Annotated in this window: 24 protein-coding genes; 6 read left to right on the forward strand and 18 right to left on the reverse strand. The window is 70.2% G+C overall.

The window, feature by feature from the left end; all coding sequences use genetic code 11:
• Nucleotides 1-74: 74 nt before the first annotated feature.
• Both ITJ50_RS09970 and ITJ50_RS09975 read right to left on the reverse strand, forming a co-directional pair.
• Nucleotides 75-1214, reverse strand: coding sequence for a CE1758 family FMN-dependent luciferase-like monooxygenase (locus ITJ50_RS09970; protein ID WP_140448243.1), 1140 nt, complete (start codon nucleotides 1212-1214; stop codon nucleotides 75-77).
• 141 nt (nucleotides 1215-1355) lie between these two features.
• A complete protein-coding gene (locus ITJ50_RS09975) occupies nucleotides 1356-2162 on the reverse strand; it encodes a phosphatase PAP2 family protein (RefSeq protein WP_056069687.1) in 807 nt (268 codons plus the stop codon).
• Between the two features lie 334 nt (nucleotides 2163-2496).
• On the opposite strand from ITJ50_RS09975, the gene ITJ50_RS09980 reads away from it, so the two are divergent.
• Complete coding sequence (locus tag ITJ50_RS09980) at nucleotides 2497-2943, forward strand: DUF4383 domain-containing protein (RefSeq protein WP_159557184.1); 447 nt, start codon at nucleotides 2497-2499, stop codon at nucleotides 2941-2943.
• 317 nt (nucleotides 2944-3260) lie between these two features.
• On the opposite strand, the gene ITJ50_RS09985 is transcribed toward ITJ50_RS09980, so the two are convergent.
• From ITJ50_RS09985 to ITJ50_RS10040, 12 genes are all read right to left on the reverse strand, one after another.
• Nucleotides 3261-4595, reverse strand: a complete 1335-nt coding sequence (locus ITJ50_RS09985) for an ATP-dependent DNA helicase (protein ID WP_194590408.1) — start codon at nucleotides 4593-4595, stop codon at nucleotides 3261-3263.
• Nucleotides 4592-6703: a cytochrome c oxidase assembly protein gene (locus ITJ50_RS09990; RefSeq protein ID WP_194590409.1), complete on the reverse strand. Its 2112-nt coding sequence runs from the start codon at nucleotides 6701-6703 to the stop codon at nucleotides 4592-4594. The genes ITJ50_RS09985 and ITJ50_RS09990 overlap by 4 nt, the downstream gene beginning before the upstream one ends.
• Nucleotides 6704-6846: 143 nt before the next feature.
• Nucleotides 6847-7134, reverse strand: coding sequence for an HU family DNA-binding protein (locus ITJ50_RS09995; protein WP_017886454.1), 288 nt, complete (start codon nucleotides 7132-7134; stop codon nucleotides 6847-6849).
• A 290-nt stretch (nucleotides 7135-7424) separates the two neighbouring features.
• Nucleotides 7425-7730, reverse strand: coding sequence for a 30S ribosomal protein S14 (gene rpsN / locus ITJ50_RS10000; protein ID WP_017886455.1), 306 nt, complete (start codon nucleotides 7728-7730; stop codon nucleotides 7425-7427).
• 2 nt (nucleotides 7731-7732) lie between these two features.
• A complete protein-coding gene (gene rpmG, locus ITJ50_RS10005) occupies nucleotides 7733-7903 on the reverse strand; it encodes a 50S ribosomal protein L33 (protein ID WP_017886456.1) in 171 nt (56 codons plus the stop codon).
• Entirely contained in the window at nucleotides 7903-8139 is a 237-nt protein-coding gene (rpmB, locus tag ITJ50_RS10010) for a 50S ribosomal protein L28 (RefSeq protein ID WP_027464952.1), read from the reverse strand. The genes rpmG and rpmB overlap by 1 nt, the downstream gene beginning before the upstream one ends.
• 363 nt (nucleotides 8140-8502) lie before the next feature.
• Nucleotides 8503-9198 (reverse strand): alpha/beta fold hydrolase, encoded by a 696-nt coding sequence (locus ITJ50_RS10015; protein ID WP_042538370.1) that lies wholly within the window; start codon nucleotides 9196-9198, stop codon nucleotides 8503-8505.
• A 10-nt stretch (nucleotides 9199-9208) separates the two neighbouring features.
• A complete protein-coding gene (locus tag ITJ50_RS10020; protein WP_017886459.1) occupies nucleotides 9209-9634 on the reverse strand; it encodes a Fur family transcriptional regulator in 426 nt (141 codons plus the stop codon).
• Nucleotides 9631-10569 carry a metal ABC transporter permease gene (locus tag ITJ50_RS10025; protein ID WP_017886460.1) on the reverse strand — a complete coding sequence of 313 codons (939 nt, stop codon included), beginning with the start codon at nucleotides 10567-10569 and terminating at the stop codon, nucleotides 9631-9633. Before ITJ50_RS10025 ends, ITJ50_RS10020 begins: the two co-directional genes overlap by 4 nt.
• Complete coding sequence (locus ITJ50_RS10030; protein WP_042538396.1) at nucleotides 10569-11414, reverse strand: metal ABC transporter ATP-binding protein; 846 nt, start codon at nucleotides 11412-11414, stop codon at nucleotides 10569-10571. The genes ITJ50_RS10025 and ITJ50_RS10030 overlap by 1 nt, the downstream gene beginning before the upstream one ends.
• Nucleotides 11415-11461: 47 nt before the next feature.
• Entirely contained in the window at nucleotides 11462-12376 is a 915-nt protein-coding gene (locus ITJ50_RS10035; protein ID WP_017886462.1) for a metal ABC transporter solute-binding protein, Zn/Mn family, read from the reverse strand.
• Between the two features lie 128 nt (nucleotides 12377-12504).
• Nucleotides 12505-13773, reverse strand: coding sequence for a PTS transporter subunit EIIC (locus ITJ50_RS10040; RefSeq protein WP_017886463.1), 1269 nt, complete (start codon nucleotides 13771-13773; stop codon nucleotides 12505-12507).
• A gap of 178 nt (nucleotides 13774-13951) precedes the next feature.
• Here ITJ50_RS10040 and ITJ50_RS10045 point away from each other — a divergent pair, with 178 nt between their 5' ends.
• Nucleotides 13952-14188 (forward strand): PTS transporter subunit EIIB, encoded by a 237-nt coding sequence (locus ITJ50_RS10045; protein ID WP_017886464.1) that lies wholly within the window; start codon nucleotides 13952-13954, stop codon nucleotides 14186-14188.
• Nucleotides 14185-14637, forward strand: coding sequence for a PTS sugar transporter subunit IIA (locus ITJ50_RS10050; RefSeq protein WP_194590410.1), 453 nt, complete (start codon nucleotides 14185-14187; stop codon nucleotides 14635-14637). Before ITJ50_RS10045 ends, ITJ50_RS10050 begins: the two co-directional genes overlap by 4 nt.
• 76 nt (nucleotides 14638-14713) lie before the next feature.
• Here the strand turns inward: ITJ50_RS10050 and ITJ50_RS10055 are convergent, their stop codons facing one another.
• Nucleotides 14714-15448: a GntR family transcriptional regulator gene (locus ITJ50_RS10055; protein ID WP_017886466.1), complete on the reverse strand. Its 735-nt coding sequence runs from the start codon at nucleotides 15446-15448 to the stop codon at nucleotides 14714-14716.
• A 206-nt stretch (nucleotides 15449-15654) separates the two neighbouring features.
• Here ITJ50_RS10055 and ITJ50_RS10060 point away from each other — a divergent pair, with 206 nt between their 5' ends.
• From ITJ50_RS10060 to ITJ50_RS10070, 3 genes are all read left to right on the forward strand, one after another.
• Nucleotides 15655-16047 (forward strand): lactococcin 972 family bacteriocin, encoded by a 393-nt coding sequence (locus ITJ50_RS10060; protein ID WP_161598079.1) that lies wholly within the window; start codon nucleotides 15655-15657, stop codon nucleotides 16045-16047.
• A gap of 63 nt (nucleotides 16048-16110) precedes the next feature.
• Nucleotides 16111-18138 carry a hypothetical protein gene (locus ITJ50_RS10065; RefSeq protein ID WP_194590411.1) on the forward strand — a complete coding sequence of 676 codons (2028 nt, stop codon included), beginning with the start codon at nucleotides 16111-16113 and terminating at the stop codon, nucleotides 18136-18138.
• Complete coding sequence (locus ITJ50_RS10070; RefSeq protein ID WP_017886469.1) at nucleotides 18135-18773, forward strand: ABC transporter ATP-binding protein; 639 nt, start codon at nucleotides 18135-18137, stop codon at nucleotides 18771-18773. The genes ITJ50_RS10065 and ITJ50_RS10070 overlap by 4 nt, the downstream gene beginning before the upstream one ends.
• A 4-nt stretch (nucleotides 18774-18777) precedes the next feature.
• Here ITJ50_RS10070 and ITJ50_RS10075 read toward each other — a convergent pair whose 3' ends face one another.
• The 3 genes from ITJ50_RS10075 to ITJ50_RS10085 form a co-directional block, all read right to left on the reverse strand.
• Complete coding sequence (locus ITJ50_RS10075; protein WP_056069697.1) at nucleotides 18778-19359, reverse strand: GNAT family N-acetyltransferase; 582 nt, start codon at nucleotides 19357-19359, stop codon at nucleotides 18778-18780.
• Nucleotides 19360-19518: 159 nt separating this feature from the next.
• Nucleotides 19519-21147 carry a dihydrolipoamide acetyltransferase family protein gene (locus ITJ50_RS10080; RefSeq protein WP_194590412.1) on the reverse strand — a complete coding sequence of 543 codons (1629 nt, stop codon included), beginning with the start codon at nucleotides 21145-21147 and terminating at the stop codon, nucleotides 19519-19521.
• 57 nt (nucleotides 21148-21204) lie between these two features.
• Nucleotides 21205-22164 carry an alpha-ketoacid dehydrogenase subunit beta gene (locus ITJ50_RS10085; RefSeq protein ID WP_031259385.1) on the reverse strand — a complete coding sequence of 320 codons (960 nt, stop codon included), beginning with the start codon at nucleotides 22162-22164 and terminating at the stop codon, nucleotides 21205-21207.
• Nucleotides 22165-22183: the final 19 nt, after the last annotated feature.

Consider the following 22183-nt stretch of genomic DNA (forward strand, 5'->3'; position numbering starts at 1 on the left):
GACGCGCGCCGGGACGGACGGGAGGCCCGGTGCCAGCTGGCACCCGGCCTCCCGTCCGTCAGGTGGTCAGGCGATCAGACGGACGCGCCCGTCCACTCGTCCTCGGCGGCGACGTGGTCGCTGCCGACCGTGCCGGCCGCCATCGCGGCAGCAGCACGCGCCGCGTGCGACGGCGGGTCCGACGGCACGTCAAGGGGGCGACCCTCGTCGTTGAGCTTGCGCAACTCCGGCACGATGTCCGTCGCCAGGATGTCGATCTGCTCGAGCACCGTCTTGAGCGGCAGGCCGGCGTGGTCGATGAGGAACAGCTGGCGCTGGTAGTGCCCGACGTGGTCCTTCATCGCGGCGTACCGGTCGATGACCTGCTGCGGCGAACCGACGGTGAGCGGGGTCTGGGCGGTGAAGTCCTCCATCGAGGGGCCGTGACCGTAGACCGGGGCGTTGTCGAAGTAGGGCCGGAACTCGTCGATCGCGTCCTGCGAGTTCTTCCGCGCGAAGAACTGCCCACCGAGCCCGACGATCGCCTGGTCGGCGCGGCCGTGCCCGTAGTGCTCGAAGCGCTGGCGGTACAGGCCGACCATCTGCTCGGTGTGCTGGATCGGCCAGAAGATGTTGTTGTGGAAGAAACCGTCGCCGTAGTACGCGGCCTGCTCGGCGATCTCCGGCGTGCGGATCGAGCCGTGCCAGACGAACGGCGGGACACCGTCGAGCGGACGCGGGGTCGAGGTGAAGCCCTGCAGCGGCGTGCGGAACTTGCCCTGCCAGTTGACGACGTCGTTCTCCCACAGCTGGCGGACGAGCGCGTAGTTCTCGATCGCCAGGTTGACGCCCTGACGGATGTCCTGCCCGAACCACGGGTAGACCGGGCCGGTGTTGCCGCGCCCCATCATGAGGTCCATGCGGCCGTCGGACACGACCTGGAGCATCGCGTACTCCTCGGCGATGCGCACCGGGTCGTTCGTGGTGATCAGCGTGGTCGACGTGGACAGGGTGATGTCCTTCGTCTTCGCGGCCAGGTAGGCGAGCAACGTGGTCGGCGACGAGGCCACGAACGGCGGGTTGTGGTGCTCACCGGTCGCGAAGACGTCGAGGCCGGCCTGGTCGGCGTGCTCGGCGATCGTCAGGATGTCGCGGACGCGCTGGGTGTCGTCCGGCGTGGTGCCGGTCGTGGGGTCGGTCGTGACGTCACTGACCGTGAAGATGCCGAACTGCATGTTGCGCCGCCTTTCGCGATATCGATGCGTTTGCATCGACTTGCTCGGTACAACGTAGCGCACGGCGTGGCATTCCCGCCAGGCTCGCGCCCGTCGGTCGGTACTGTCGCGCGGCCTGGAGGCCCGGCTCGGCTCCCCGGGTCAGCCGGCGGACCGCAACGTGGCCGGGTCGGTGCGCGCGGCGTGGTGCATCCCGTCCAGGAACCAGACCGCGGTGACCACCGCCAGGACGCTCGCACTGGACGCCAGCCGCCCCGCGAGCAGGATCGCGGCATGGTCGTACGCACCGTCACCGGCCAGCCCGACCACGAGCGCCGCGACACCGATCGCCAGCGTGGCCCCGGTCACCACGAGGAGCACGACGCTCACCACCCGCCGCGGGCCTCGTCGACCGTCACGGTCACCCCGGAGCCCGCGGTCGACCCGGGGACCGACCGCCCGGACGATCCCGAGCCAGAACACCGCGATCGCGCAGGCACCGATGATGTCGCTGACCCGGTGCCAGCCGTAGACCACGGTCTGGTTCGCCACGAACACCGCGTAGCCCGCGCCGACGATGGTCACCAAGGGGCGGAACCGACGAGGCGTGACCATCAGGACCGCGAACAGCGCCGCCAGCGCGATCGTCGCGTGCCCCGACGGGAACGAGTTCGGCGTCGTCGACTGGGCGATCTCCGGGCGCACGGCGATACGCTTGACGAGCGTCGAGGTGGCCGCCGACGCGAGCACCACGACCCCCGCGCCGAGCCCCACCGAGAGCCGCCGTCTGGCGAACGCCACGGCGACGATCACGACGACGAGCAACAGGATCACCGGCACCGAGATGACGTTGAGGGCAGTGTCCGAGCTGAACAGGTCGGACTCCCGGACCCCGCCGAGCGCGGCGTCCTCCGCTTTCTGACCGACCGGGGTCAGCACCGCGACCCCGTAGACGAGAGGCACGATCACGAACCCCAGAGCCGCAAGCGCAGCCCACCGCACCCGCCGCGAGACCAAGGGTCCACGCGATTCGGATGCGCTGCGCTCGGGTGTCAAGGTCACCGGGCTGGTCCTCCTCGGAGTGGTCGTCGTCGGGCTCCTCGCACGACTGGCAGCGGCGCTGCGATTGGGTCGGTCGGGGTCCGACACGATACCGTTGGAGCACCGGCCGGAGGCTGGGAACCGCACCCCTGTCGGCCGCGCACTCCGCGCCACGACGACGGGATCGGTGATCCCCGCCGGGCCGTCGCACCACGCGGGACCGACGCACGTCGCGTCGGCAGTGTACGAGGAGGAAACCGAAGTGGCCATCAAGGAACCGGGCATTACCGCCTCGCCGAACCGGGGGCTCGCACTCACGGCCGGCGGCGTCCTCGCACTCTGGGGCGTCCTGGGCTTCTTCTTCGCCGCCGACGGCGACCCCGGCTTCTTCAACCGCCAGGGCGGCATGCTGTGGAACGCGTTCGGCGTGAACCCGGCGCTCTGCCTGGTGTGGGTGCTGCTCGCCGTGGTCCTGCTCATCACCGGCCTCGGCAACACCATCGGCTCCCGCAACGGCAACCTGCTCGTCGGAGTCCTGCTCGTGGTCTTCGCGGTGTACGGCTTCGTCTTCGTGGACACCTCGGCCAACGTCTTCGCGCTCAACACCACGGACAACGTCTTCCACGCGATCGTCGGTGTGATCCTGCTGCTCACCGCACTCGGTGCCGACAAGGAGAACCTCCGCGCGCTGCGTGCCGCGCGCGCCTGACGCCTCCGCTCGACTGCACTTCCCGACGCCCGTCTGCCGCTCCGGCAGGCGGGCGTCGTCGCGTGTGCGGGGTCGGTGCGGGGTCGGTGCGGGCATCGCGTGTGGGGGGCCGGTGCGGGCGCGCGGGCCGGTCACGAACTGTCGGATGCGGAGCGTCCAGGCGACGACGAGTGACCACTCGACACAGGACCAACGGGGAGTCGTGACCGCCCGTCAGTGTGCGACAGGCACGCAGGCGTGCCCGCACCGACGTTCCTCGGCGCGAGGCCGATGCAGAAGACCGACCGGGTCAGTCCGACGCGCCGGTCAGCTTCCGGTCAGTCCGCGTCGGCGTCGGCGTCGGCGTCGGCGTCGGGCTTCGCCTTCGGGGCTTCGAGCTCGGTGGCGACGATGCGCGGTGCCTCGGACATGAAGCGTCGGACGTCCAGGTCGACGATGATGTCCTGCGGGCGGAGCGGGCGCGTCAGGAACAGCCCCTCGAGCGAGGTCAGCCGCGACAACGCCACGTAGGTCTGGCCGGCGCTGAACACCCGGTTGCCGAGGTCGACCACGGCCCGGTCGTACGTGCTGCCCTGGGACTTGTGGATGGTCACGGCCCAGGCGAGCCGGAGGGGGAACTGCTGGAACTCCCCGACCGTGTCCTTCTTGAGTTCCTTCTTGTCCGCGTCGTACGAGTACTTGAACTTCTCCCACACCGACGGCTGGACCTCGAACGACTCCCCGTCGACGTCGACCCACACGGTGTCGCGGATGGCGGTCACGATGCCGAGGGTGCCGTTGACCCAGCGCTGGTCGGCGTCGTTGCGCAGGAACATCACGTGCGCGCCGGGCTTCAGCTCGAGGGCTTCGTCGGCGGGGAAGTTCCGTCCGCCGAAGTCACCGTTGACGTCGGCCTTGGCGGTCTTCACCTTGCCGGGCAGCCGCTCGAGGGCCGCCTTGTTGATCCGCGCCACGGTGTCGTTGCGGGTCGCCAGGGTGATGGCGTCGTCCGGAGCCGGGCGCGCTCCGGCGGTGTTGAGCTGCTCAGCGATGTCCGCGGTGACCCGACCGTGCCGGACGGCGGTGAGCATCGCGGCGAAGGCGTCGTCGCGCTGCCGGTGGACGGTGGCGAGCTCGATGATGTTGAGCTCGGCCTCGAGCCACACCTTGGCGTCGAAGAACCACATCGACCGGTAGTGGTCGGTGAAGTAGGCGCGCTCATCGGCATCGCCGGGCACCGGGGGCAGCTGGTACGGGTCGCCGAACATCACGACCTGCACACCGCCGAACGGCTCGAACTGCCGACCACGGGCCTTGCGGAGCGATCGGTCCATGCCGTCGAGCAGGTCGGCGTTGACCATCGAGACCTCGTCGATGACCAGGGTGTCGATCGTGTTGAGGAGCTTGCGGGTGTCCGGGCCCTGCCGCAGCTCGGCGTCGGCGATGAGCCCGATCGGCAGCCGGAACAGCGAGTGGATCGTCTGGCCGCCGACGTTGAGCGCGGCGACCCCCGTCGGGGCACAGATGACGACCTGCTTCTCGGTGTTCCACGACAGGTGGTTGAGCAGCGTGGACTTGCCCGTGCCGGCCCGGCCGGTGATGAACACGTGGTCGCGGGTGTGCTCGATGTACTCGAAGACCGCGCGCTGTTCGTCGCTCAGCTCGATGCTCATCGGGCGTCCGCTCCGGGCGAGGGTTCGAGGTCGTCGCTGCCGTCGTCGAAGTCCAGGTCGTCCTGGTCGGCGCGGGCAGCGGGGACGTCGGGCACGGTCGCCCCGGCGTCAGGAGCGTCGGCGGCGACAGCATCGCCAGCGGCGACGGCAGCGCCAGTGCCAGTGCCAGTGCCAGTGCCAGCGCCAGTGGCAGCGGGGGCGGGGGCGGCCGCATCCCCCGGGGCCGCTCCGTCTCGCCGGAGCCGCACGAGCACCACCACGACGACGGTCGCCAGGAGCAGCGTGCCGGCGACGATCAACACGAGGCCGGCCCGGGCCTGGTCGACGAGCGGACCCGGCCCCCACGTCCGGCCCATCGCGCCGAACCACGAGGCCTGCAGCAGCCCGAGCGGGCCGCGCATCGCGATGCCGAGCGACACCGTGCCCGTCGCGATCACCACGGCCCCGACGATCCGGACGACCGCGGCAGCCGTGGTCGGACGCCGCTGCCCGACCGGGACCGGGGTGCAGAGCGTGGGGACGGCCAGCAGCCCGACGAGCAGGAACACGGCGTCGCTGACGGTGCGACCGGTGGGGTCGCTCACCGACCACCGGACGGCATCGGTGGCGAAGAAGGCCCACCACACCGCCGCCGCGAGCAGGAACGCGGGGAACGGCTGCGCCAGGTACCGGACGGACGGGTGCTCGACGATGACGTCCGTCCACTCGCGCACCCCTGTGCTGTCGTCGTGCCGGGGGTGCACGGCCGCACGGATGAGCGCGACGGGTGCCGCCGCCCACACCAGGGCGGGGACCACCAGGCCGAGCAGCACGTGGGCACCGACGTTGGCCGAGATGAGGAACCGGTCGTACTGGTGCAGCGAGCCCGAGGTCGCGACCACCAGGGACACGATCGCCAGGGCTGCGGCGATCGAGCGTCGCGCCGGCCACCGCACGCCGCTCCGCCGCAGTCGCACGACGCCGGCCACGTAGGTCGCGGCGAGCAGCACGGCGGCCATCAGCCAGAACAGGTCGATGTTCCACTGGGTCAGCCAGCCCCACGCACCGGGTGCGTGCGGCAGCAGGTCGTCGGTCAGGAGCTCCGCCGGGCTCGGGTCGGTGGTCTTGCTCAGGGCGATCTGGTCAACGGGGGTGGCCGTGCGCCCGAGTGCCGCCGCGAAGCCCGAGGCGACGCCCATCACCGCGAGCTCGACGACGATCAGGGTCCAGAAGGGCCGCTGCCGACCGGGCGAGGTGGTCAGGGCGCGGATGGCCCGACGACGCTGCACGGCGCCGAGGACCCCCATGGCGACGATCGCGCCGATCTTCACCAGGACGAGCGTGCCGTACGGGGTGAACAGGTTCGACAGCGCCCCGACGCGGATCTGCGCCGACGCGGTGCCGGAGACGGCGACGAGCACGAAGCACCCGAGGGCGATGCTCGAGTACCGGGCCACGACCGCGGCCAACCGGTCGCCGGGCAGCACCCAGCGCAGCAGCACGAGCATGACGAGCCCACCGACCCACAGCGCCGCACCGACCAGGTGCAGCCCCAGTGCCGTGACGGCGGCGTCGTGGCTCGCAGTACCGGCGGCGTGCCCCTGCTGTGCGAGCGGGATCAGGCCGATCATCGAGACCGCGGCGGTCAGGGCGACCATGCCCCGCGAACGGACTGCGAAGCAGAGCACCGTGACGGCCGCGGCGACGAGGACGGTCACGAGCCAGGCCAACCCGAGCTCGGTGCCGGTGAGGAAGACCCCCATCGACTGCCCGAACTGCTCGTCGATGCTGATGCGCGAACCGGCGACGCTGAGGAACGTGCAGAACGTGGCGACGGCCGACGCGACCGTCCAGATGCCACTCGCCCCGGCCGCGACGTCGATCGCACGGTTCCACTCGGGTCCGGAACGCGACAGCCCGACGGTCGCCAGCGCGAGCCCGCCGATCGTCGTGGCCGCGGACAGGTCGACGACGAGCCGAGCGATCGGCAGCCCGAAGCGGACGACGGGCCCGGGGTCGGCGATGAGCGCGGGGTTCGCTCCCCCGCCGATGACGAGTGCCGTGAGCAGCGCCACGAACCCGACGAGCAGGAGCACGGCGGGACCGGCGATGCGCGCGATCCGATTCACCCGTCAAGCCTAGGCGGTGCCCACCCGGCCACCGAACGGGGCGGGCCGATCTGTGCAAACCGCAACGGGCCTCCAGGCCGTGACGGCCCCGGGAACGACGAAAGGGACGGCCGAAGCCGTCCCTCTCGATGTGCGGAGCAGTCTTACTTGACCGCAGCCTTGAGCTTCGAGCCGGCGCTGACCTTGACCGAGTCGCTCGCGGCGATCTCGATGGCGTCACCCGTCTGCGGGTTGCGGCCGGTGCGGGCGGCGCGGTGCGTCTTCTCGAAGGCGATCCAACCGGGGATCGTGACCTTCGTGCCGTCGGCGACGGACGACGAGACGACGCTGAAGAGCGCGTCGACGACGCCGTTGACGGTGGCCTGGCTCTGGCCGGACTCAGCGGCGACGGCAGCGACGAGCTCGGTGCGGTTCAGTGACTTGTCAGCCATGGATGTCCTCCTCGGACTTCTTGCAGTATCGGTCGGACGCACATGTCGTCCGGCGCCCGGAGCGGGTGCCCCGTGCCACGGTGCCAGTGGGCCGAGGGCCCGGCGGAACCGGAGTTGAACCTACCAGCCGCAGGGGGCGAAAACCGCCGACTCGCCCGGATTTCCGGGGTTGTCGGGGCTCCGAAGGGGTGCTGGAGGGGCAGATGTGACGAATGAACGGTCGCGTGTACCCCGTACACAGCGAACGCCCCGCCACCTGGAGGTGACGGGGCGTCGGGTACTGCGAGTGCTTACCAGGAGCTCTTCGTGATGCCGGGGAGCTCGCCGCGGTGGGCCATGTCACGGAAACGGACACGGCTGATGCCGAACTCACCGAGGTGGCCACGGGGGCGGCCGTCGATGGCGTCACGGTTGCGGTAGCGGATGGGCGATGCGTCGCGGGGCAGCTTCTGCAGGCCCACGCGGGCGGCCTCACGCGACTCGTCGGTGCCGTTCGGGTCCACGAGGGCCTTCTTCAGCTCGAGACGACGCTCGGCGTAACGCGCGATGATGACGGCACGCTGGTTGTTCTTCGCGATCTTGCTCTTCTTCGCCATGCTTAGCGCTCCTCACGGAAGTCGACGTGCTTGCGGATCACCGGGTCGTACTTCTTCAGCACGAGTCGGTCGGGGTTGTTCCGACGGTTCTTCTTGGTCACGTAGGTGAACCCGGTGCCCGCCGTCGAGCGGAGCTTGATGATCGGACGGATGTCCTGACCCTTTTTCGCCATCAGATCTTCTCCCCACGGGCAAGGAGATCCTTGACGACGGACTCGATGCCACGTGCGTCGATCACCTTGATGCCCTTCGCGCTGAGCGTGAGCGTGACGTTACGACGAAGCGACGGCACGTAGTACGTCTTCTTCTGCACGTTCGGGTCGAAGCGACGCTTCGTCCGGCGGTGCGAGTGCGAGATGTTGTGACCGAAGCCGGGAACGGCGCCGGTCACCTGGCACACTGCTGCCATGGTTTCCTCCTGAGTACCGTGCGACCGGACGGCCGCACCCAAGTTCACTTGCCTGGTGCACACGCGCAGTGCCACCGGAGTGGCCGTGCGAGGGGGTTGTGTGCACCGCCCAGGTCCGCATCCCCTGTCGAAGGAGAGCCGGACACCGCGCGACCGCGGCGTTCGCGACGGTCGGAGGGCTTGGAACAACGGGTCCGCCGCGCGGACGCGGAGAACCAGGGGTCCACGTTACGCGACGACCGGGCGTGTCGCAAGCCGGGCCTCCAGGCCTGGAGGTCCGTGGCGGCTGGACAGGGCCGCTCACGTGGCCGCGTTGGTCGCGTCCACGGCGTTCGAGTGCGCCCGGCGCCCGGGCCCGCGGCCCTACGGGGCCTGCGTCGGCTTCGGCGCGAGCGCCTGCACCATGAGCTCACCGAGCTGCTGCGGCGCCGTGAACATCGGCCAGTGGCCGGTCTCGAGCCCGACGATGGAGAGCTCCTCGGTCGCGACGAGCTCGGCCGCCCAGGCCTGGTGGTCCGCCACCATCGCGAGCAGCTCGGCGGCGGGGATCTCGCAGGTGATGATCGTCGCCGGGATCGTGTGCCGTGCGGTGTCGGCGTAGTGGAACCGGTCCGACGGCACCGAGGCAGGCTCGGGGATCGCCCGGTGTTCGACGTCCTGCCGCACCTCGGGCGTCATGCCCCGGACCGTGGCGGGCTCCCAGATGTCCCACGACGGCAGCGGCACGGCCCCGTCGACCACGGGCAGCTCGTCGTTGACGCACCCGCCCTCGGGCCCCGGGAACGTGTCGACGTAGAGCAGGTGCGCGACGAGCGACGGGCGCTGGTCGGCAGCCATGTACGCGATCGGTCCGGCGCCGGAGTGCCCGGCCAGGACGACGGGTTCGTCGGCCGACGCGACGTCGTCGAGGATGGCGACCAGGGCAGCCACCTGTTCGTCGAGTGTGTCACCGTCGCGGGTGACGGCCTGCACCGAGTGCCCGGCTTCGCGGAGCACCGGGGCGACGTCGTCCCACGCGCTCGCGTCGAGCCAGAACCCCGGGACCAGGATGACGTGCATGCGGGGCAGGTTACTCGCCGGTCGGGTCCGTCGCGCGGGCGGCCGTGCACACGGCGCAGTCGCCGAAGATGTCGACGACGTGGCTGGCGTTGGTGAACCCGTTGGCGGCGGCGACGTCCTGCGCCCACTGCTCCACCGGGTCCGCCTCGATCTCGACGGTCCGACCGCAGTTCCGGCAGATCAGGTGGTGGTGGTGCGTGTCCGTCGTGCAGGCCCGGTAGAGCGATTCGCCGTCCTGCTGCAGCGAGTCGGCACCGCCCTCGGTCGCCAGGTCGGCGAGCGCCCGGTAGACGGTGGCCAGGCCGATGGTCGAGCCCTCGTCCCGCAGGTGCTGGTGCAGCGCCTGCGCGCTGACGAACCCCTCGGTGGAGTCGAGGGCGCCGCGCACCGCTTCGCGTTGCCACGTGTTCCGCTTCGTCTTCTGCACGGCGTTCATGCTGGCACCTCTTCCTTCCGACCGGCTGTCGACGTCGTCCCTGCCGGGAGGCCCGGCTCGTCCCCGCCACGCTGGCCCCGGCCGGCGACACGGTTGCGTCCCCGCTTGTCGCGTCGCGACCCGATGATCCGGCAGACCACCCAGATCGCGAACGAGATGGTCGTCACGTAGGGGCTGATCGGCAGTCCGCCGCCCAGTGCGAGCAGGATGCCACCGACGACCGACGTCACCGCGAACACCGTCGACAGCACCGGCACGACGACCGGGTGCGAGCTGAGGCGCAGCGCCGCGGCGGCCGGGGTGACGAGCAGGGACAGCACGAGCAGCGCCCCGACGATCTGCACCGACACGGCGGTGGCCAGTCCGAGCACGAGCATGAACACGATCGCCAGGGTGCGGACCGGGATCCCCGCGGCCGCAGCCACGTCGGGGTCGACCGAGGCGAACATCAGCGGACGCCAGATGACGAGCAGCGTCGCGACGACGATCGCGGCGACCACGATCAGGACCGTCAGCTGCGGGTTGTCGACCGAGACGATCTGCCCGGTGAGCAAGCCGAACTTGTTCGCGGCACGGCCCTTGTAGAGCGCCAGGCAGAGGATGCCGAGCCCGAGCCCGAACGGCATGAGGACGGCGATGATCGAGTTGCGTTCCCGGGCCCTGGAGCCCAGCAGACCGATGAGCAGGGCGGCGACGACCGAGCCGACGAGCGAGCCGGAGACGACGTTCACCCCGAGCAGCAGCGACGCACTGGCTCCGGCGAACGAGAGCTCCGAGATGCCGTGCACGGCGAACGGCATGTTCCGGGCGACGACGAACGGGCCGATGAGCCCGCCGACGATGCCGAGCACCGCGCCGGCCCAGATCGAGTTCTGCACCAGCACGAGGAGCTGGCCGTAGTCCTGGAACGAGAAGACGGTCGACAGCAGGTCCATCAGATCCGCCCGTCGTCGGGCTGGTCGGCGTGCGGGTCGACCTCGCCCGGGTGGTGCTCGTGGGCCTCGTTCGCCCCGACGATGACGATGCGCCCCATGGTGCGGACGACGTCGACGGGCGTGCCGTACAGGTCGCTCAGGACGTCGGCGCGCAGGACCTCGTCGGGCGAACCGATCCGGAACCGGCCCCCGGCGATGTAGAGCACGCGGTCGACGACGTCGAGGATCGGGTTCACGTCGTGGGTCACGAAGAGCACGGCGGCCTGGCGCTGCCGGCGCTCGCGGTCGATGAGCTCGGTGATCCCGCGCTGGTGCCGCAGGTCGAGGGAGATGAGGGGTTCGTCGCAGAGCAGCAGGGCGGGGTCGGCGGCGATGGCCTGCCCGACACGCGTGCGCTGCTGCTCGCCACCGGAGAGCTCGGCGACGGGGGCGTCCGCGAACGCGGTGGCGCCGACCTCGTCGAGGACCCGGTCGATGCGTGCCCGGTCGGCCTTCGAGGCCCGCCGGATGCCCCATCGGTGTCCGGTCACGCCCTGGGCGACCATGTCCCGTGCGCGCAGGGGTGTCCCGGCTTCCATCAGGCGCTGCTGCGGGATGTAGCCGATCTTCCGGTGGCCGCGGTGCACGGGCTGCCCGAGGAACGACATCGTCCCGCTCGTCAGCCGCTGCTGCCCGAGGACCGTTCGGAGCAGAGAGGTCTTGCCGGCGCCGTTCGGCCCGAGGACCGCGACGAACTCCCCCGGCGCGAGGTCGAGGTCGAGGCCTGCCCAGAGCTTCCGGGCGCCGTAGGACAACCCGGCGTCGCGGAGCGCGAGGACCGGACGAGCCGCAGCCCGGTCGTCCACCGAGGTGGTCGCCGGGCCGTGGGTCGCCGCTGCTGCGGTCGAGGTCGTCACTTCTGGAGCGCTGCCTTCACCGCGTCGATGTTCGCCTGCTGCCACGAGACGTAATCCTGCCCCTTGGGGAGCGTCTCCGTGACACCGACGACGGGGATGTCGTTCTGCTCGGCGGCCTTCTGGACCTGTTCGGTCTCGGGGCTCGACGCCTGGTTGTTGTAGGCGAGGAGCTGCACGCGCTTGCCGGTGAACAGCGCGAGGGTGTCGCGGAGGGCCGCCGGCGGGACGTCGTCGCCTTCCTCGATGGCCTCGGAGAAGGCGGGCGGGGTCTCGTTCTCGAGGCCCATCGCGTCGAACAGGTACCCGGGCACCGGCTCGGTGTACGCCACCTTGTCGCCGGCGTCCTGCTTCTTGACGGCGTCGGTCTGGGACTCGAGGTCCTGGAGCTTGGTGGTGAGCGTGGCGGCGTTCTTCTGGAACGCGTCCTTGCCGCTCTCGTCGAGTGCGCTGAGGTCCTTCGTGACCGCCTCGACCAGCTTCACCATCGTGGGGTAGCTGTAGAAGACGTGCTCGTTGAACTCGGCACTCCCGCCCTTGTCGAGGCCGGAGAGCTTCACGACGTTGATCGTGTCGGCCTTGGTGTCCGAGGCGTTCGCGAGCGTCGTCATGAAGTCGTCGTAGCCGCCACCGTTCTCGATGAGCAGGTCGGCCTTCGACACGGAGAGCTGCGTGCGGGCACTCGACTCGAAGGAGTGCGGGTCCTGCGACGGGTCACTCAGGATGCTCGTGACGGTGACGGCGTCGCCACCGATGCTCTTGACGATCGAGCCGTAGACGTTCGTGGAGGCGACGACGTTGATCGTGCCGTCGCTGCTGGTGGCCTCCCCCGAGGCAGATGAGGTGGCGCACCCGGTCAGGGCGAGCGCGGCGGCGCCGGCGACGAGCGGGAGGGCGAGGAGGCGGTTGTGCATGGCACGACGCTAACGCCTACTGATAACGATTGTCAAAACCGCTATGAGGGCTCTCAGGGCGACCGCGAGACGGACGGGGGGCCCGGTGCCAGCTGGCACCGGGCCTCCCGTTTCGGAGACGCTCGCGTCTACGGCTTGGTGGCCGCGTCGATCGTGTTCTCGGCGATCGTGTCCTCTTCACGCCCGGGCGTGCGGAGGTTCCACTTCTTGATCACGAAACTGAACAGGAAGTAGTAGACGACCGCGTAGCCGAGGCCGATCGGGATGAGCCAGATCGCACCGTCCGCCTTGCCGAAGTTCAGCACGTAGTCGATCGCACCGGCAGAGAACGAGAAGCCGTCGTGGATCCCCAGGGCGTTCACCAGGGCGAGGGAGGTGCCCGTGAGCACCGCGTGGATCACGTAGAGCGGGAACGCGACGAACATGAACGAGTACTCGAGCGGCTCGGTGATGCCCGTGACGAACGAGGTCAGTGCGGCGGAGATCATGATGCCGCCGACGAGCTTGCGGTTCTGCGGCTTGGCGTTGCGCCAGATCGCCAGGGCACCGGCGGGCAGCGCGAACATCATGATCGGGAAGAAGCCGGTCTGGAAGATGCCGGCGGTCGGGTCGCCGTTGAGGAACCGAGCGATGTCGCCGTGGTAGATCACGCCGTCCGCGCCCGTGAAGCTGCCGAGCTGGAACCACGGGAAGAAGTTGAGCAGCTGGTGCAGCCCGATCGGGATGAGCATGCGGTTCACGAAGCCGAAGATGCCGCCGCCGATGACGGCGTTGTCGGCCACGGCCGTCCCCGCCGCGGTCAGCGCGATGTCGAAGTAGCGGTAGACGAACGACATCGCGACGGCGATGACGAGACCCGCGACCGCGGTGAGGATGGGGACGAGGCGGCGGCCCGAGAAGAACCCCAGGAAGTCGGGCATCTTCGTACGGTGGAACTTCTCCCACATGACCGCGGAGACGAGCCCCATCACGATGCCGCCGAGCACCCCGAAGTTGATCATCGCCTGGTCGCCGTTGGCGTCCTTCACGCCGTCGAGGACGATCGGCGACATCACCTTCCAGACCTCGAACATGACCATGTAGCCGACGACCGCGGCGAGGGCGGTGGTGCCGTCCGACTTTTTCGCCCAGCCGATCGCGATGCCCACCGCGAAGAGCAACGGCAGCCAGTTGAAGACACCGTTGCCAGCAGCCGAGATGACTCCGGCCCACTTGCCGAAGCCGGGGATCGCCCCGAGGAGGTCTGGCTGGCCGATGCGGAGCAGGATGCCCGCGGCGGGCATGACCGCGATCGGCAGGAGCAGGCTCCGTCCGAGGCGCTGGGCTTGTGCGAACAGCCGTGACTGCTTCTTCGGCTTCTTCTTCTCCGGCACATCCGCGGCAGTGGTGGCGCTCATCGGAGGTCCTCTCGTCATTGGGTGGAGCTGTCGGGGTGAGTTGAGTCGTGCAGCCAGCGCAGGTAACCTCGGCGGTGTCGCCAGGTCCGGTCCTGTCCGGTCATGACCAGTTCCGTAGTCTGATCCGAGAGCGGTCCGGTGTCAACCTGCGACGCAAACCCTTAACGAGGAGGAAACGATGGCCGACATCAAGGCAGCCGACATCATCGCCGCACTCGGCGGCGCCGAGAACATCGAAGAGGTCGAGGGCTGCATCACGCGCCTCCGCGTCGAGGTCGAGGACGGGGACCTGGTCGACAAGGCCGCCCTGCAGGCAGCCGGAGCCCAGGCCGTCGTCGGTGGCGGCACCGGCTGGCAGGTCATCGTCGGCACGGTCGCCGACAACCTCGCGCAGGACATCCAGGACGAACTGTGACCGTCGTCCGCACCCCCTTCGGCGGACCGGTCGTCGCCCTCGCCGACGTGCCCGACCCCGTGTTCGCCGGACAGCTCGTCGGCGCCGGCGTCGCGGTCGACCCGACGGGTGTCGAGGGCGCGGTCACCGCGGTGGCCCCCGTCGACGGCACCATCGTGAAGCTGCACCCGCACGCGTTCGCTCTGCAGGGCGCCGCGGGCACCGACGTCCTGGTGCACGTCGGCATCGACACCGTGAAGCTCGCCGGCGAGGGCTTCGAGCTCCTCGCGACCGAGGGCGACACCGTCACCGCCGGCGACCCCGTCGTCCGGTTCACCCCCTCGGTGATCTCGGCCGCCGGGTACTCGCCGATCTGCCCGGTCGTCATGCTCGGTTCGACGCCGGACAGCATCGACCAGGGAACCGTCGGCACCACGGTGCTCGACGGCGACACCCTGTACGAGGTCTAGGGGTTGTTCCTCGCCAGAGCGACTGGGTACTGCGGAACACCCGCAGCACACAGTCGCTTTCGCGTTGCTGAGCGGACTACGCGACCGCGGGGGTCGCGGTGACCTCCATCTGCACGCGGTAGCGGTCCGAGCGGTACCAACTGCGGGTGTGCTCCACGGGCCGCTCCCCCGCGTACGACACCCGGTCGAACTCGAGCACCGGCGCTCCGGTCTTCGTGCCGAGCAGGGTCGCGACGTCGTCGGCCGCCGGGTTCGCCGCGACGGTCTGCTGCGCGCGGTCGATCGGGGTGCCGTACTCCGTGGCGATGATCGAGTACACCGACCCCGACAGGTCGTGGTCGAGCAGGCCCGGGAACGCATCGGCCACGAGCCAGGCGTCGTCGATCGACACCGGGGCACCATCGGCCATCCGCAGGCGCTTCACGTGGAAGGCCGGCACGTCGGGGTCGATCCGCAGGGCCGCCGCAGTGTCGGCCGGCGGCACCCGCTCCTCGCGCACGAGCACGACGGTGGTCGGCTCGTGCCCCATCGCCCGCATCTCCTCGGTGAACGAGGCGAGGTGCAGCGTCGACTGCACGGGTCGGTGCGCCACGAAGGTGCCCTTGCCACGGACGCGCTCCAGGTAGCCCTCGTTGACCAGCTGCCCGAGGGCTTCACGCACGGTGATCCGCGAGACGCCGTACTCGGCGATGAGCTGCCGTTCGGACGGGATCGCAGCACCGGGAGCCAGCCGCGTGGTGACGAGGTCGAGCAGGATGCGCCGCAGCTGCTGGTGCTTCGGTTCGGCACCCTCGGTGATGCGGCTCGTCATGCGTCCCTCGTGCTCCGTTGCTGGTCCTGGGCGGTGGTCATGCGCGGACATGACCAGTCCCCATCACAGTAGCGAGTCAGGCCGGGAAGACCAACGTCAGCCAACCCGGTCTCGGTGACACATGCATTTCAGATTCTTGACATCAGGTGTGCATGGCTGCCACGATCGGTCGAGCCTCATCGGGGGGCACGTGGGAGGAAACAGTCGTGCGCAAGTCCAGAACGAAGATGCTCGTTGGCCTCGGTCTCACCGTCGGCCTGATCACGGGCACTGCGACGGCGGCCTCAGCTGCGCAGTTCGAGGTCATGGGATCAGGGTCGGAAGCCGGCGGAGTGGCCGTCGCTGCATCCGGCGGGAGTGCAGGCGGTGAGACCAGCGGCATCGGTACCAACAACGACGGCGGGGGCGGGAGCTTCTGGCAGTGGGGCGTCGGCAAGGACGACACCTGGTCGAACTACTTCCGCGAGAAGCGGTGCCACGGCGCGACTGCGGTCGGCAAGAAGTCGAAGCGCGTCACGAACGTGCCAGGCGGCCGGTACGCGATGGCGATGACACCGAAGGCACGCAGCGGCAACAAGGCGTACTACCACAACTGCTGAGACCGGGAGCGGGCGGTCCCGAGCGACCGTCCGCTCCGGCTCACGCTCGCCGCAAGGGGGACCATGAACATCCGCTCGGTGACGCTCGCCTACCTCGTCCCACCCCTCCTGGCTTCCGTCCTGGGCTTCGTCGGCCTGGTGCAGGTCAGCGAAGCCGGCATCGTGGGCGCCTCGTCCATGGTGACCGCTGCCGCCGGTGCCGAGACCGGATCGAACCAGCGGGTCGCGACCGCACTCGAGCAGGTCGCCGAGGCCGAGCACGCGACGATCGCGCGGATGGTGGCGGACCGCGCGGCTCCGACGACGCGCCGCGTGGCGCTCGTCACCGACGCGCCTTCGAGCCGCGGTGCCGGCTGGCTCCTCGACGGGTACGAGGACTTCACGAGGTCGATGGTCACCACCGTCCGTCCGATGTCGGAACTCGACCAGTTCGACCCGACCGGCTCGTACTCGGTATTCGGGGACGACGACGCTCGGCGAGCCACCGTGCGCGCACTGGCCGACGCCGGGTACGAGGTCAGCGTGGAGCGCGTGCCGCTCCTGCAACGCATCGGCGTCACCGACGGCCTGGATCAGACCCTGGCCCTGGTCGGAGCACTCGTCTCGGGATGCGTGGCGCTCTGTCTGATGACGACCGTCGGGGCCCCTCGCCGCAGCGCAGTCCGCCGACTGCACGGAGACACCACAGCCGCCATCGTCATCCAGGAACTGGCTGAGCTCCGGACCGCCGTGCTCGTCACCGCCATCGGGGTACCCGTCGCCGCCATCGGGCTCTGGTTCTACAACGGGCTCGCTTCGGCGGCGACCCTCGCCGTCGCGATCTCCGCGTTCTGCGTGGGGCTGCTCGTACCGGTCGTCGTCGCGCACACGATGGGCACGGTGGTCGCGTGCCGACAGCCGTTGGTCGGCGCACTGCGAGGCGCTCGACCAGCGGGCGCGCTCCTGCTCGTCGCACAGATCGCGCGGGTGCCCGCGCTGCTGGTGCTCGTCGCGGCCGTCTTCGAACTGACCGGCGCGGTGACCACCGCACGACAGGGGACGGCTGAACGGGATCTGCGGGCGGCCGGCGAAACCGTCCAGCTCTGGGTCACCCCGGATCCGCGCCCGGTCGAGGAGCAGGCCTACTGGGACAGCATCGGTGACTTCGCCGGCGGGGCACTCGAACGGCGTGATGCGTTCCTCGCCGCTGCGGTCGAGGTGTCGAGTGGCAGCGGGAAGTCCACGGTCCCTGCGCTCGTCGTCGACCAGGGCTACCTCGACCTGCAGGACGTCCGTTCCGAGGACGGGGCCCGCATCACCACCGACGGCGCGGAGATCGCCGTGTGGATGCCCGCCGACAGTGGCCTCTCCCGCGAGCGGCTCGTCGAGGGCTTGACCGAATGGCAGTTGCGGGACGCACCCGCGGCCCTCCTCGAGCACGTCACCGGTGGCACGCTGGCACGTCAGCAGGTCTACTCGTACCCGGACGACGCGTCGTCGCGCGCGTGGCTCGAAGACGCCGTGATCGTGGTCGTCCCCACACCGGGCGACGTCTTCTCGGCCGATGAACTCGGATCGTGGTTGTCGACCGGAGACGTCGTCTTCACATCCCGTGCTGCCGCCGAGCGGTCGATCGGCGCATCGGGCCTCCGCACCGAGTTCAGCGCGGTCGTCGCGGTGGGTCAGTCTGCGGCGGAACAGGCACGGCATGCAGCGATGACCGTGGCGATCGGGACGGGCACCCTGGTCAGCACCCTCGCCGTCAGCGTCATGCTCGGTATGGTCGCCACGATCGCGCACCGACGCCGTCACGGCCGCGCGATGTTCGCGAAGTTCACCAGTGGCGTCTCGCCCGTCCGCACCGATGCTGGCCTGTTGACGATCGAAGCCGGCCTGGTATCGATCGCCGTCATCGCCGTCGTCAACACCTGGTGGTCGCAACGGCCGGACGGAAGCGGGCTCAGATCGGCACTCGACCCGGTCGTGCAGTCGGCCGGAGTCGCCGCGGCGCTCGCCCTCGTGACACTCGCGGCGGTGAGCGCCACCAGCCTCGTCGTCATGGCCGTCACGGCACGGATGACTGCACGCAACCGAGGGAACGGATCACGATGATCGAGGTACGGAACGCGTCGAAGCGTCGCGGAGGCCATGCACTGTGGCACGACCTGACGTTCGATGTGGCACGGGGTGAGATCGTCGGCTTGGTCGGGCCGAGCGGCTGCGGGAAGTCGACGCTGCTCGACTGTGTCGGGCACATCGATGCGCTCGACGGCGGCACGATCCGGATCAACGGTGAGTCGGCAGGCTCGAACGAGCGGCGAGCACGACTGATCCGGCGGCGCCACCTCGGGTACCTGTTCCAGGACTTCGGGTTGGTACCCGACATGACGGTCCAGTCGAACGTCGACGTGGTTCGCCTGCCGGACGGACGGCGGAGACACCGAGGCCTCCGGACGGGTGAGGCCCTGGAACGTGTCGGTCTGGCCGGACGCGGAACCGACCGGGTCCACGAGCTCAGCGGCGGCGAGCAGCAGCGCGTCGCGATGGCACGGCTCCTGGTGAAGCGTCCGTCGGTCATCCTCGCGGACGAGCCGACGAGTGCCCTCGACGACGGCAACGCCGCGATGGTGCTCGACCTGCTGGACGAACTGGCGGCCGACGGAGCGGCCGTCCTGATCGCGACACACTCGTCATCGGTCGAAGCGCGCGCCGCACGGAGCATCACGCTCAGTGGACCCGCTCGCTGACGGGTCAGGCGTTGGCGACGAGCCAGGCGAACTGCTCGTCGGAGAGCAGCCGATCGGTCCAGACCTGCCCCTCGACGCCGGCGGCCGCACGGTTCTGCGCGGCGGGAGCCCCCTGCCACACCAGCGACAGCCCAGCTCGACGCAGTACAGCGGCGGAAGCAGGGTTGTTCGTGAGCACCCGGCCGGTCACCGGGACGTCGGGAGCGGTGTCGCCGGCGGCACGGACGGCAGCGAGCGCGATCTCGGACGCGAAACCCTGCCCCCAGGCGGCCGGCGCCAGGCGGTAGCCGAGGTTCCAGACCCCGCCGGCGGTCATGTCGATCCCCCCGACGCCGACGAAGGCGTGGTCCGAGGCGCTGCGGACAGCCCACGACCCGAGGCCGTGCCGCGCACGACCGCCGATCTTGCGCTGGACCATGTCCACACTCGAGCTCCGCGCCACGTGCCGTCCGGTGGGCAGGTGCTGCCACGTGCGGGCGTCCGAGAAGAGCGCGTGCACGTCGTCGATGTCGGCCGGCGTCAGCGGGGCGAGCAGGAGGCGATCCGTTCGGATCTCCTGGGAGGGGGTCAGGAGCTGGTGGACCATGCACTGATCATGCCGCCGACCCCCGACATCCGTGTGAACACCACGCGACGTTTGCGGAAGCCCGCAGATGGGGAACAGAAATGGTCGAGTGGCTCGAAGCAACCCGACCATTTCTGCTCACGAAGCGGAACGACCGACGAGAGAGCCGCTGACCGGCGCTCAGTCGAGCAGGAGCGCGGGCTCCTCGAGCACCGAGGCGACGTCGTGCACGAAGCGGGAGGCCACGTCACCGTCGACGACCCGGTGGTCGAACGAGGCACCGATGGTCGTCACCATGCGCGAGCGGACCTCGCCGTCGACGACCCACGGCTTCGGCTTGATCGTGCCCATGGCGACGATCGCGACCTCGCCCGGGTTGAGGATCGGGGTGCCGGTGTCCATGCCGAACACGCCGATGTTCGTGATCGAGACGGTGCCGTTCGCCATCTGCTTCGGCGTCGTCTTCCCGTCGCGGGCGGTCAGGGTGAGTTCCTCGAGCGCCTGCGCCAGCTCGAGCAGCGACATGTCCTGCGCGTCCTTGATGTTCGGCACGATGAGCCCGCGGGGGGTCGCCGCGGCGATGCCGAGGTTCACGAAGTGGTGGACGATGATCTCGCGGTCGGTCCAGGTCGAGTTCACCGAACGGTTGCGGCGGACGGCCCAGATGACGGCCTTCGCGACGATGAGCAGCGGCGAGACCTTGACGCCGGCGAACGTCGGCGAGGCCTTGAGCCGCTTGACGAACTCCATCGTATGGGTCGCGTCGACGTCGACGAAGAGCGACACGTGCGGTGCCGTGAACGCGGACGTCGTCATCGCGGTGGCGATGGCCTTGCGGACGCCCTTGACCGGGATCGTCTCGCTGCGGACCTCGCCCCACTCGGGCGTCTCGATGTTGCGGAAGACGCTGGCCTGCTTCGCGTGCCGGATGACGTCGTCGCGGGTGACCTCGCCGGCGAGACCGGTCGCGACGATCTCGGTCAGTTCGACGCCGAGGTCCTTCGCGAGCTTCCGGATCGGCGGCTTCGCCAGCACGTTGGTCGCGGTGCTCTGCTTGTGCGCGGAGCCCGTCCCGAGAGCGCTGATCGCCTCGGCCGTGCGCTCCTCGCCCGGGTCGACGGAGGCTTCGGCCGCCGCCGCGGTGTCCGCGCTGGAGGCACGGCTCGCCTCGGCCGCGAGCGCTGCGGCCCGGCGGGCACCCGGCTTGCGACGGGACGGCGACGAGGTCGCCGAACCGTAGCCGACGAGGACGGCGCCGGAGGACTCGTCCGTCCCGTGGACGGAGGCGTCGACCGCGACCGGCTGGGCCGGCGTCGCGGGTGCCGCAGCTGCCGCAGGGGCAGCAGCCGGAGCAGGCGCGACCGGTGCCGGGGCCGCGGCTGCCGCGGGAGCGGGAGGGGTCTGCGCGACCGGGCCCGACGGGGCGGCGGCGGCCGGAGGGGTGGACGCGACCACCGGCGAGACCGGGGCAGTCTGGGCGACGGGCGTCGCGCCTCCAGGCTGCTCGACGGGCTGCTCGACAGGCTGCTCGGCAGGGGGCGTGAGCGCGGCTCCGGACGCGACCGACGCGTCCGAGTCGACGCGGATGATCGGCTTGCCGACCTCGACCGTGTCACCCTCGGACACCAGCAGGCCGGTGACGGTGCCGGCGAACGGCGACGGCAGCTCGACCAGCGACTTCGCGGTCTCGATCTCGACGAGCACCTGGTCGACGGCGATCTCGTCGCCGATCGCGACGCGCCACTGCACGATCTCGGCCTCGGTGAGACCTTCACCCACGTCGGGCAGGGGGAATTCGGCGGCGGCCACTACGGCTCCTTCGTGGATCTGGTCGAGCTCGGTCGGACGGGTCCTCGGTCGGACGGGTCAGTAGGCGAGGGCGCGGTCGACGGCCTCGAGGATGCGGTCCGCATCCGGCAGGTGCAGGTGCTCGAGCTTCGAGACCGGGAACGGCACGTCGAACCCGGAGACCCGGAGCGGCGGTGCCTGCATCGTGTAGAACGCCCGCTCGGCGACGGTCGCGGCGATCTCGCTGCCGACGCTGACGAAGCCGGAGGCCTCTTGCGCGATGACCAGGCGACCGGTCTTGCGGACCGAGGCGACCAACGGCTCCCAGTCGATCGGCGAGATCGAGCGGAGGTCGATGACCTCGCAGCTGGTGCCCTCGGCCTCGGCGATGTCCGCTGCCTGCATCAGGGTGGCGACCATCGCGCCGTGGCCGACGAGGGTGACCTCGGTGCCGGTGCGGGCGACGCGGGTGGTGTGCATCGGGACGTGGCCGTCGACCAGGTCCACCTGGCCCTTGGGCCAGTAGCGGGACTTCGGCTCGAGGAAGACCACCGGGTCCTTCGACGCGATGGCCTCCTGGATCATCCAGTAGGCGTCGTTCGGGGTGCTCGGGCTCACGACCCGCAGGCCCGGGGTGTGCGCGAAGTACGCCTCGGGGGACTCCTGGTGGTGCTCCACGGCGCCGATGTGGCCGCCGTACGGGATGCGGATGACGACGGGCAGCGACATGTGCGCCGGCAGGCGGTTCGCCATCTTCGCGAGCTGCGAGGTGATCTGGTCGAAACCGGGCCACACGAAGCCGTCGAACTGGATCTCGACGACCGGGCGGTAGCCGCGCAGGGCGAGGCCGATCGCGGTGCCGATGATGCCGGCCTCGGCGAGCGGGGTGTCCCGCACGCGCTCGGCACCGAAGCGGTCCTGCAGGCCCTCGGTGATGCGGAAGACGCCGCCCAGCTGGCCGATGTCCTCGCCCATCAGCAGGACCTTGTCGTCCGCTTCCATGGCCGCGGCGAGCCCGGCGTTCAGGGCCTTGGCCATCGGCAGGGTCGGGGTGGGG

The organism is Curtobacterium sp. VKM Ac-2889 (assembly GCF_015350855.1).
Lineage (GTDB): Bacteria > Actinomycetota > Actinomycetes > Actinomycetales > Microbacteriaceae > Curtobacterium > Curtobacterium poinsettiae.

Excerpts from the sequence above, each read along its gene's own strand:
- ITJ50_RS09970 (WP_140448243.1), bottom strand. The coding sequence starts at position 1,214 with ATGCAGTTCGGCATCTTCACGGTCAGTGACGTCACGACCGACCCCACG.
- ITJ50_RS09985 (WP_194590408.1), bottom strand. The coding sequence starts at position 4,595 with ATGAGCATCGAGCTGAGCGACGAACAGCGCGCGGTCTTCGAGTACATC.
- ITJ50_RS09995 (WP_017886454.1), bottom strand. The coding sequence starts at position 7,134 with ATGGCTGACAAGTCACTGAACCGCACCGAGCTCGTCGCTGCCGTCGCC.
- rpsN (WP_017886455.1), bottom strand. The coding sequence starts at position 7,730 with ATGGCGAAGAAGAGCAAGATCGCGAAGAACAACCAGCGTGCCGTCATC.
- rpmG (WP_017886456.1), bottom strand. The coding sequence starts at position 7,903 with ATGGCGAAAAAGGGTCAGGACATCCGTCCGATCATCAAGCTCCGCTCG.
- rpmB (WP_027464952.1), bottom strand. The coding sequence starts at position 8,139 with ATGGCAGCAGTGTGCCAGGTGACCGGCGCCGTTCCCGGCTTCGGTCAC.
- ITJ50_RS10015 (WP_042538370.1), bottom strand. The coding sequence starts at position 9,198 with ATGCACGTCATCCTGGTCCCGGGGTTCTGGCTCGACGCGAGCGCGTGG.
- ITJ50_RS10020 (WP_017886459.1), bottom strand. The coding sequence starts at position 9,634 with ATGAACGCCGTGCAGAAGACGAAGCGGAACACGTGGCAACGCGAAGCG.
- ITJ50_RS10025 (WP_017886460.1), bottom strand. The coding sequence starts at position 10,569 with ATGGACCTGCTGTCGACCGTCTTCTCGTTCCAGGACTACGGCCAGCTC.
- ITJ50_RS10035 (WP_017886462.1), bottom strand. The coding sequence starts at position 12,376 with ATGCACAACCGCCTCCTCGCCCTCCCGCTCGTCGCCGGCGCCGCCGCG.
- ITJ50_RS10040 (WP_017886463.1), bottom strand. The coding sequence starts at position 13,773 with ATGAGCGCCACCACTGCCGCGGATGTGCCGGAGAAGAAGAAGCCGAAG.
- ITJ50_RS10045 (WP_017886464.1), top strand. The coding sequence starts at position 13,952 with ATGGCCGACATCAAGGCAGCCGACATCATCGCCGCACTCGGCGGCGCC.
- ITJ50_RS10055 (WP_017886466.1), bottom strand. The coding sequence starts at position 15,448 with ATGACGAGCCGCATCACCGAGGGTGCCGAACCGAAGCACCAGCAGCTG.
- ITJ50_RS10065 (WP_194590411.1), top strand. The coding sequence starts at position 16,111 with ATGAACATCCGCTCGGTGACGCTCGCCTACCTCGTCCCACCCCTCCTG.
- ITJ50_RS10070 (WP_017886469.1), top strand. The coding sequence starts at position 18,135 with ATGATCGAGGTACGGAACGCGTCGAAGCGTCGCGGAGGCCATGCACTG.
- ITJ50_RS10075 (WP_056069697.1), bottom strand. The coding sequence starts at position 19,359 with ATGGTCCACCAGCTCCTGACCCCCTCCCAGGAGATCCGAACGGATCGC.
- ITJ50_RS10085 (WP_031259385.1), bottom strand. The coding sequence starts at position 22,164 with ATGGCCAAGGCCCTGAACGCCGGGCTCGCCGCGGCCATGGAAGCGGAC.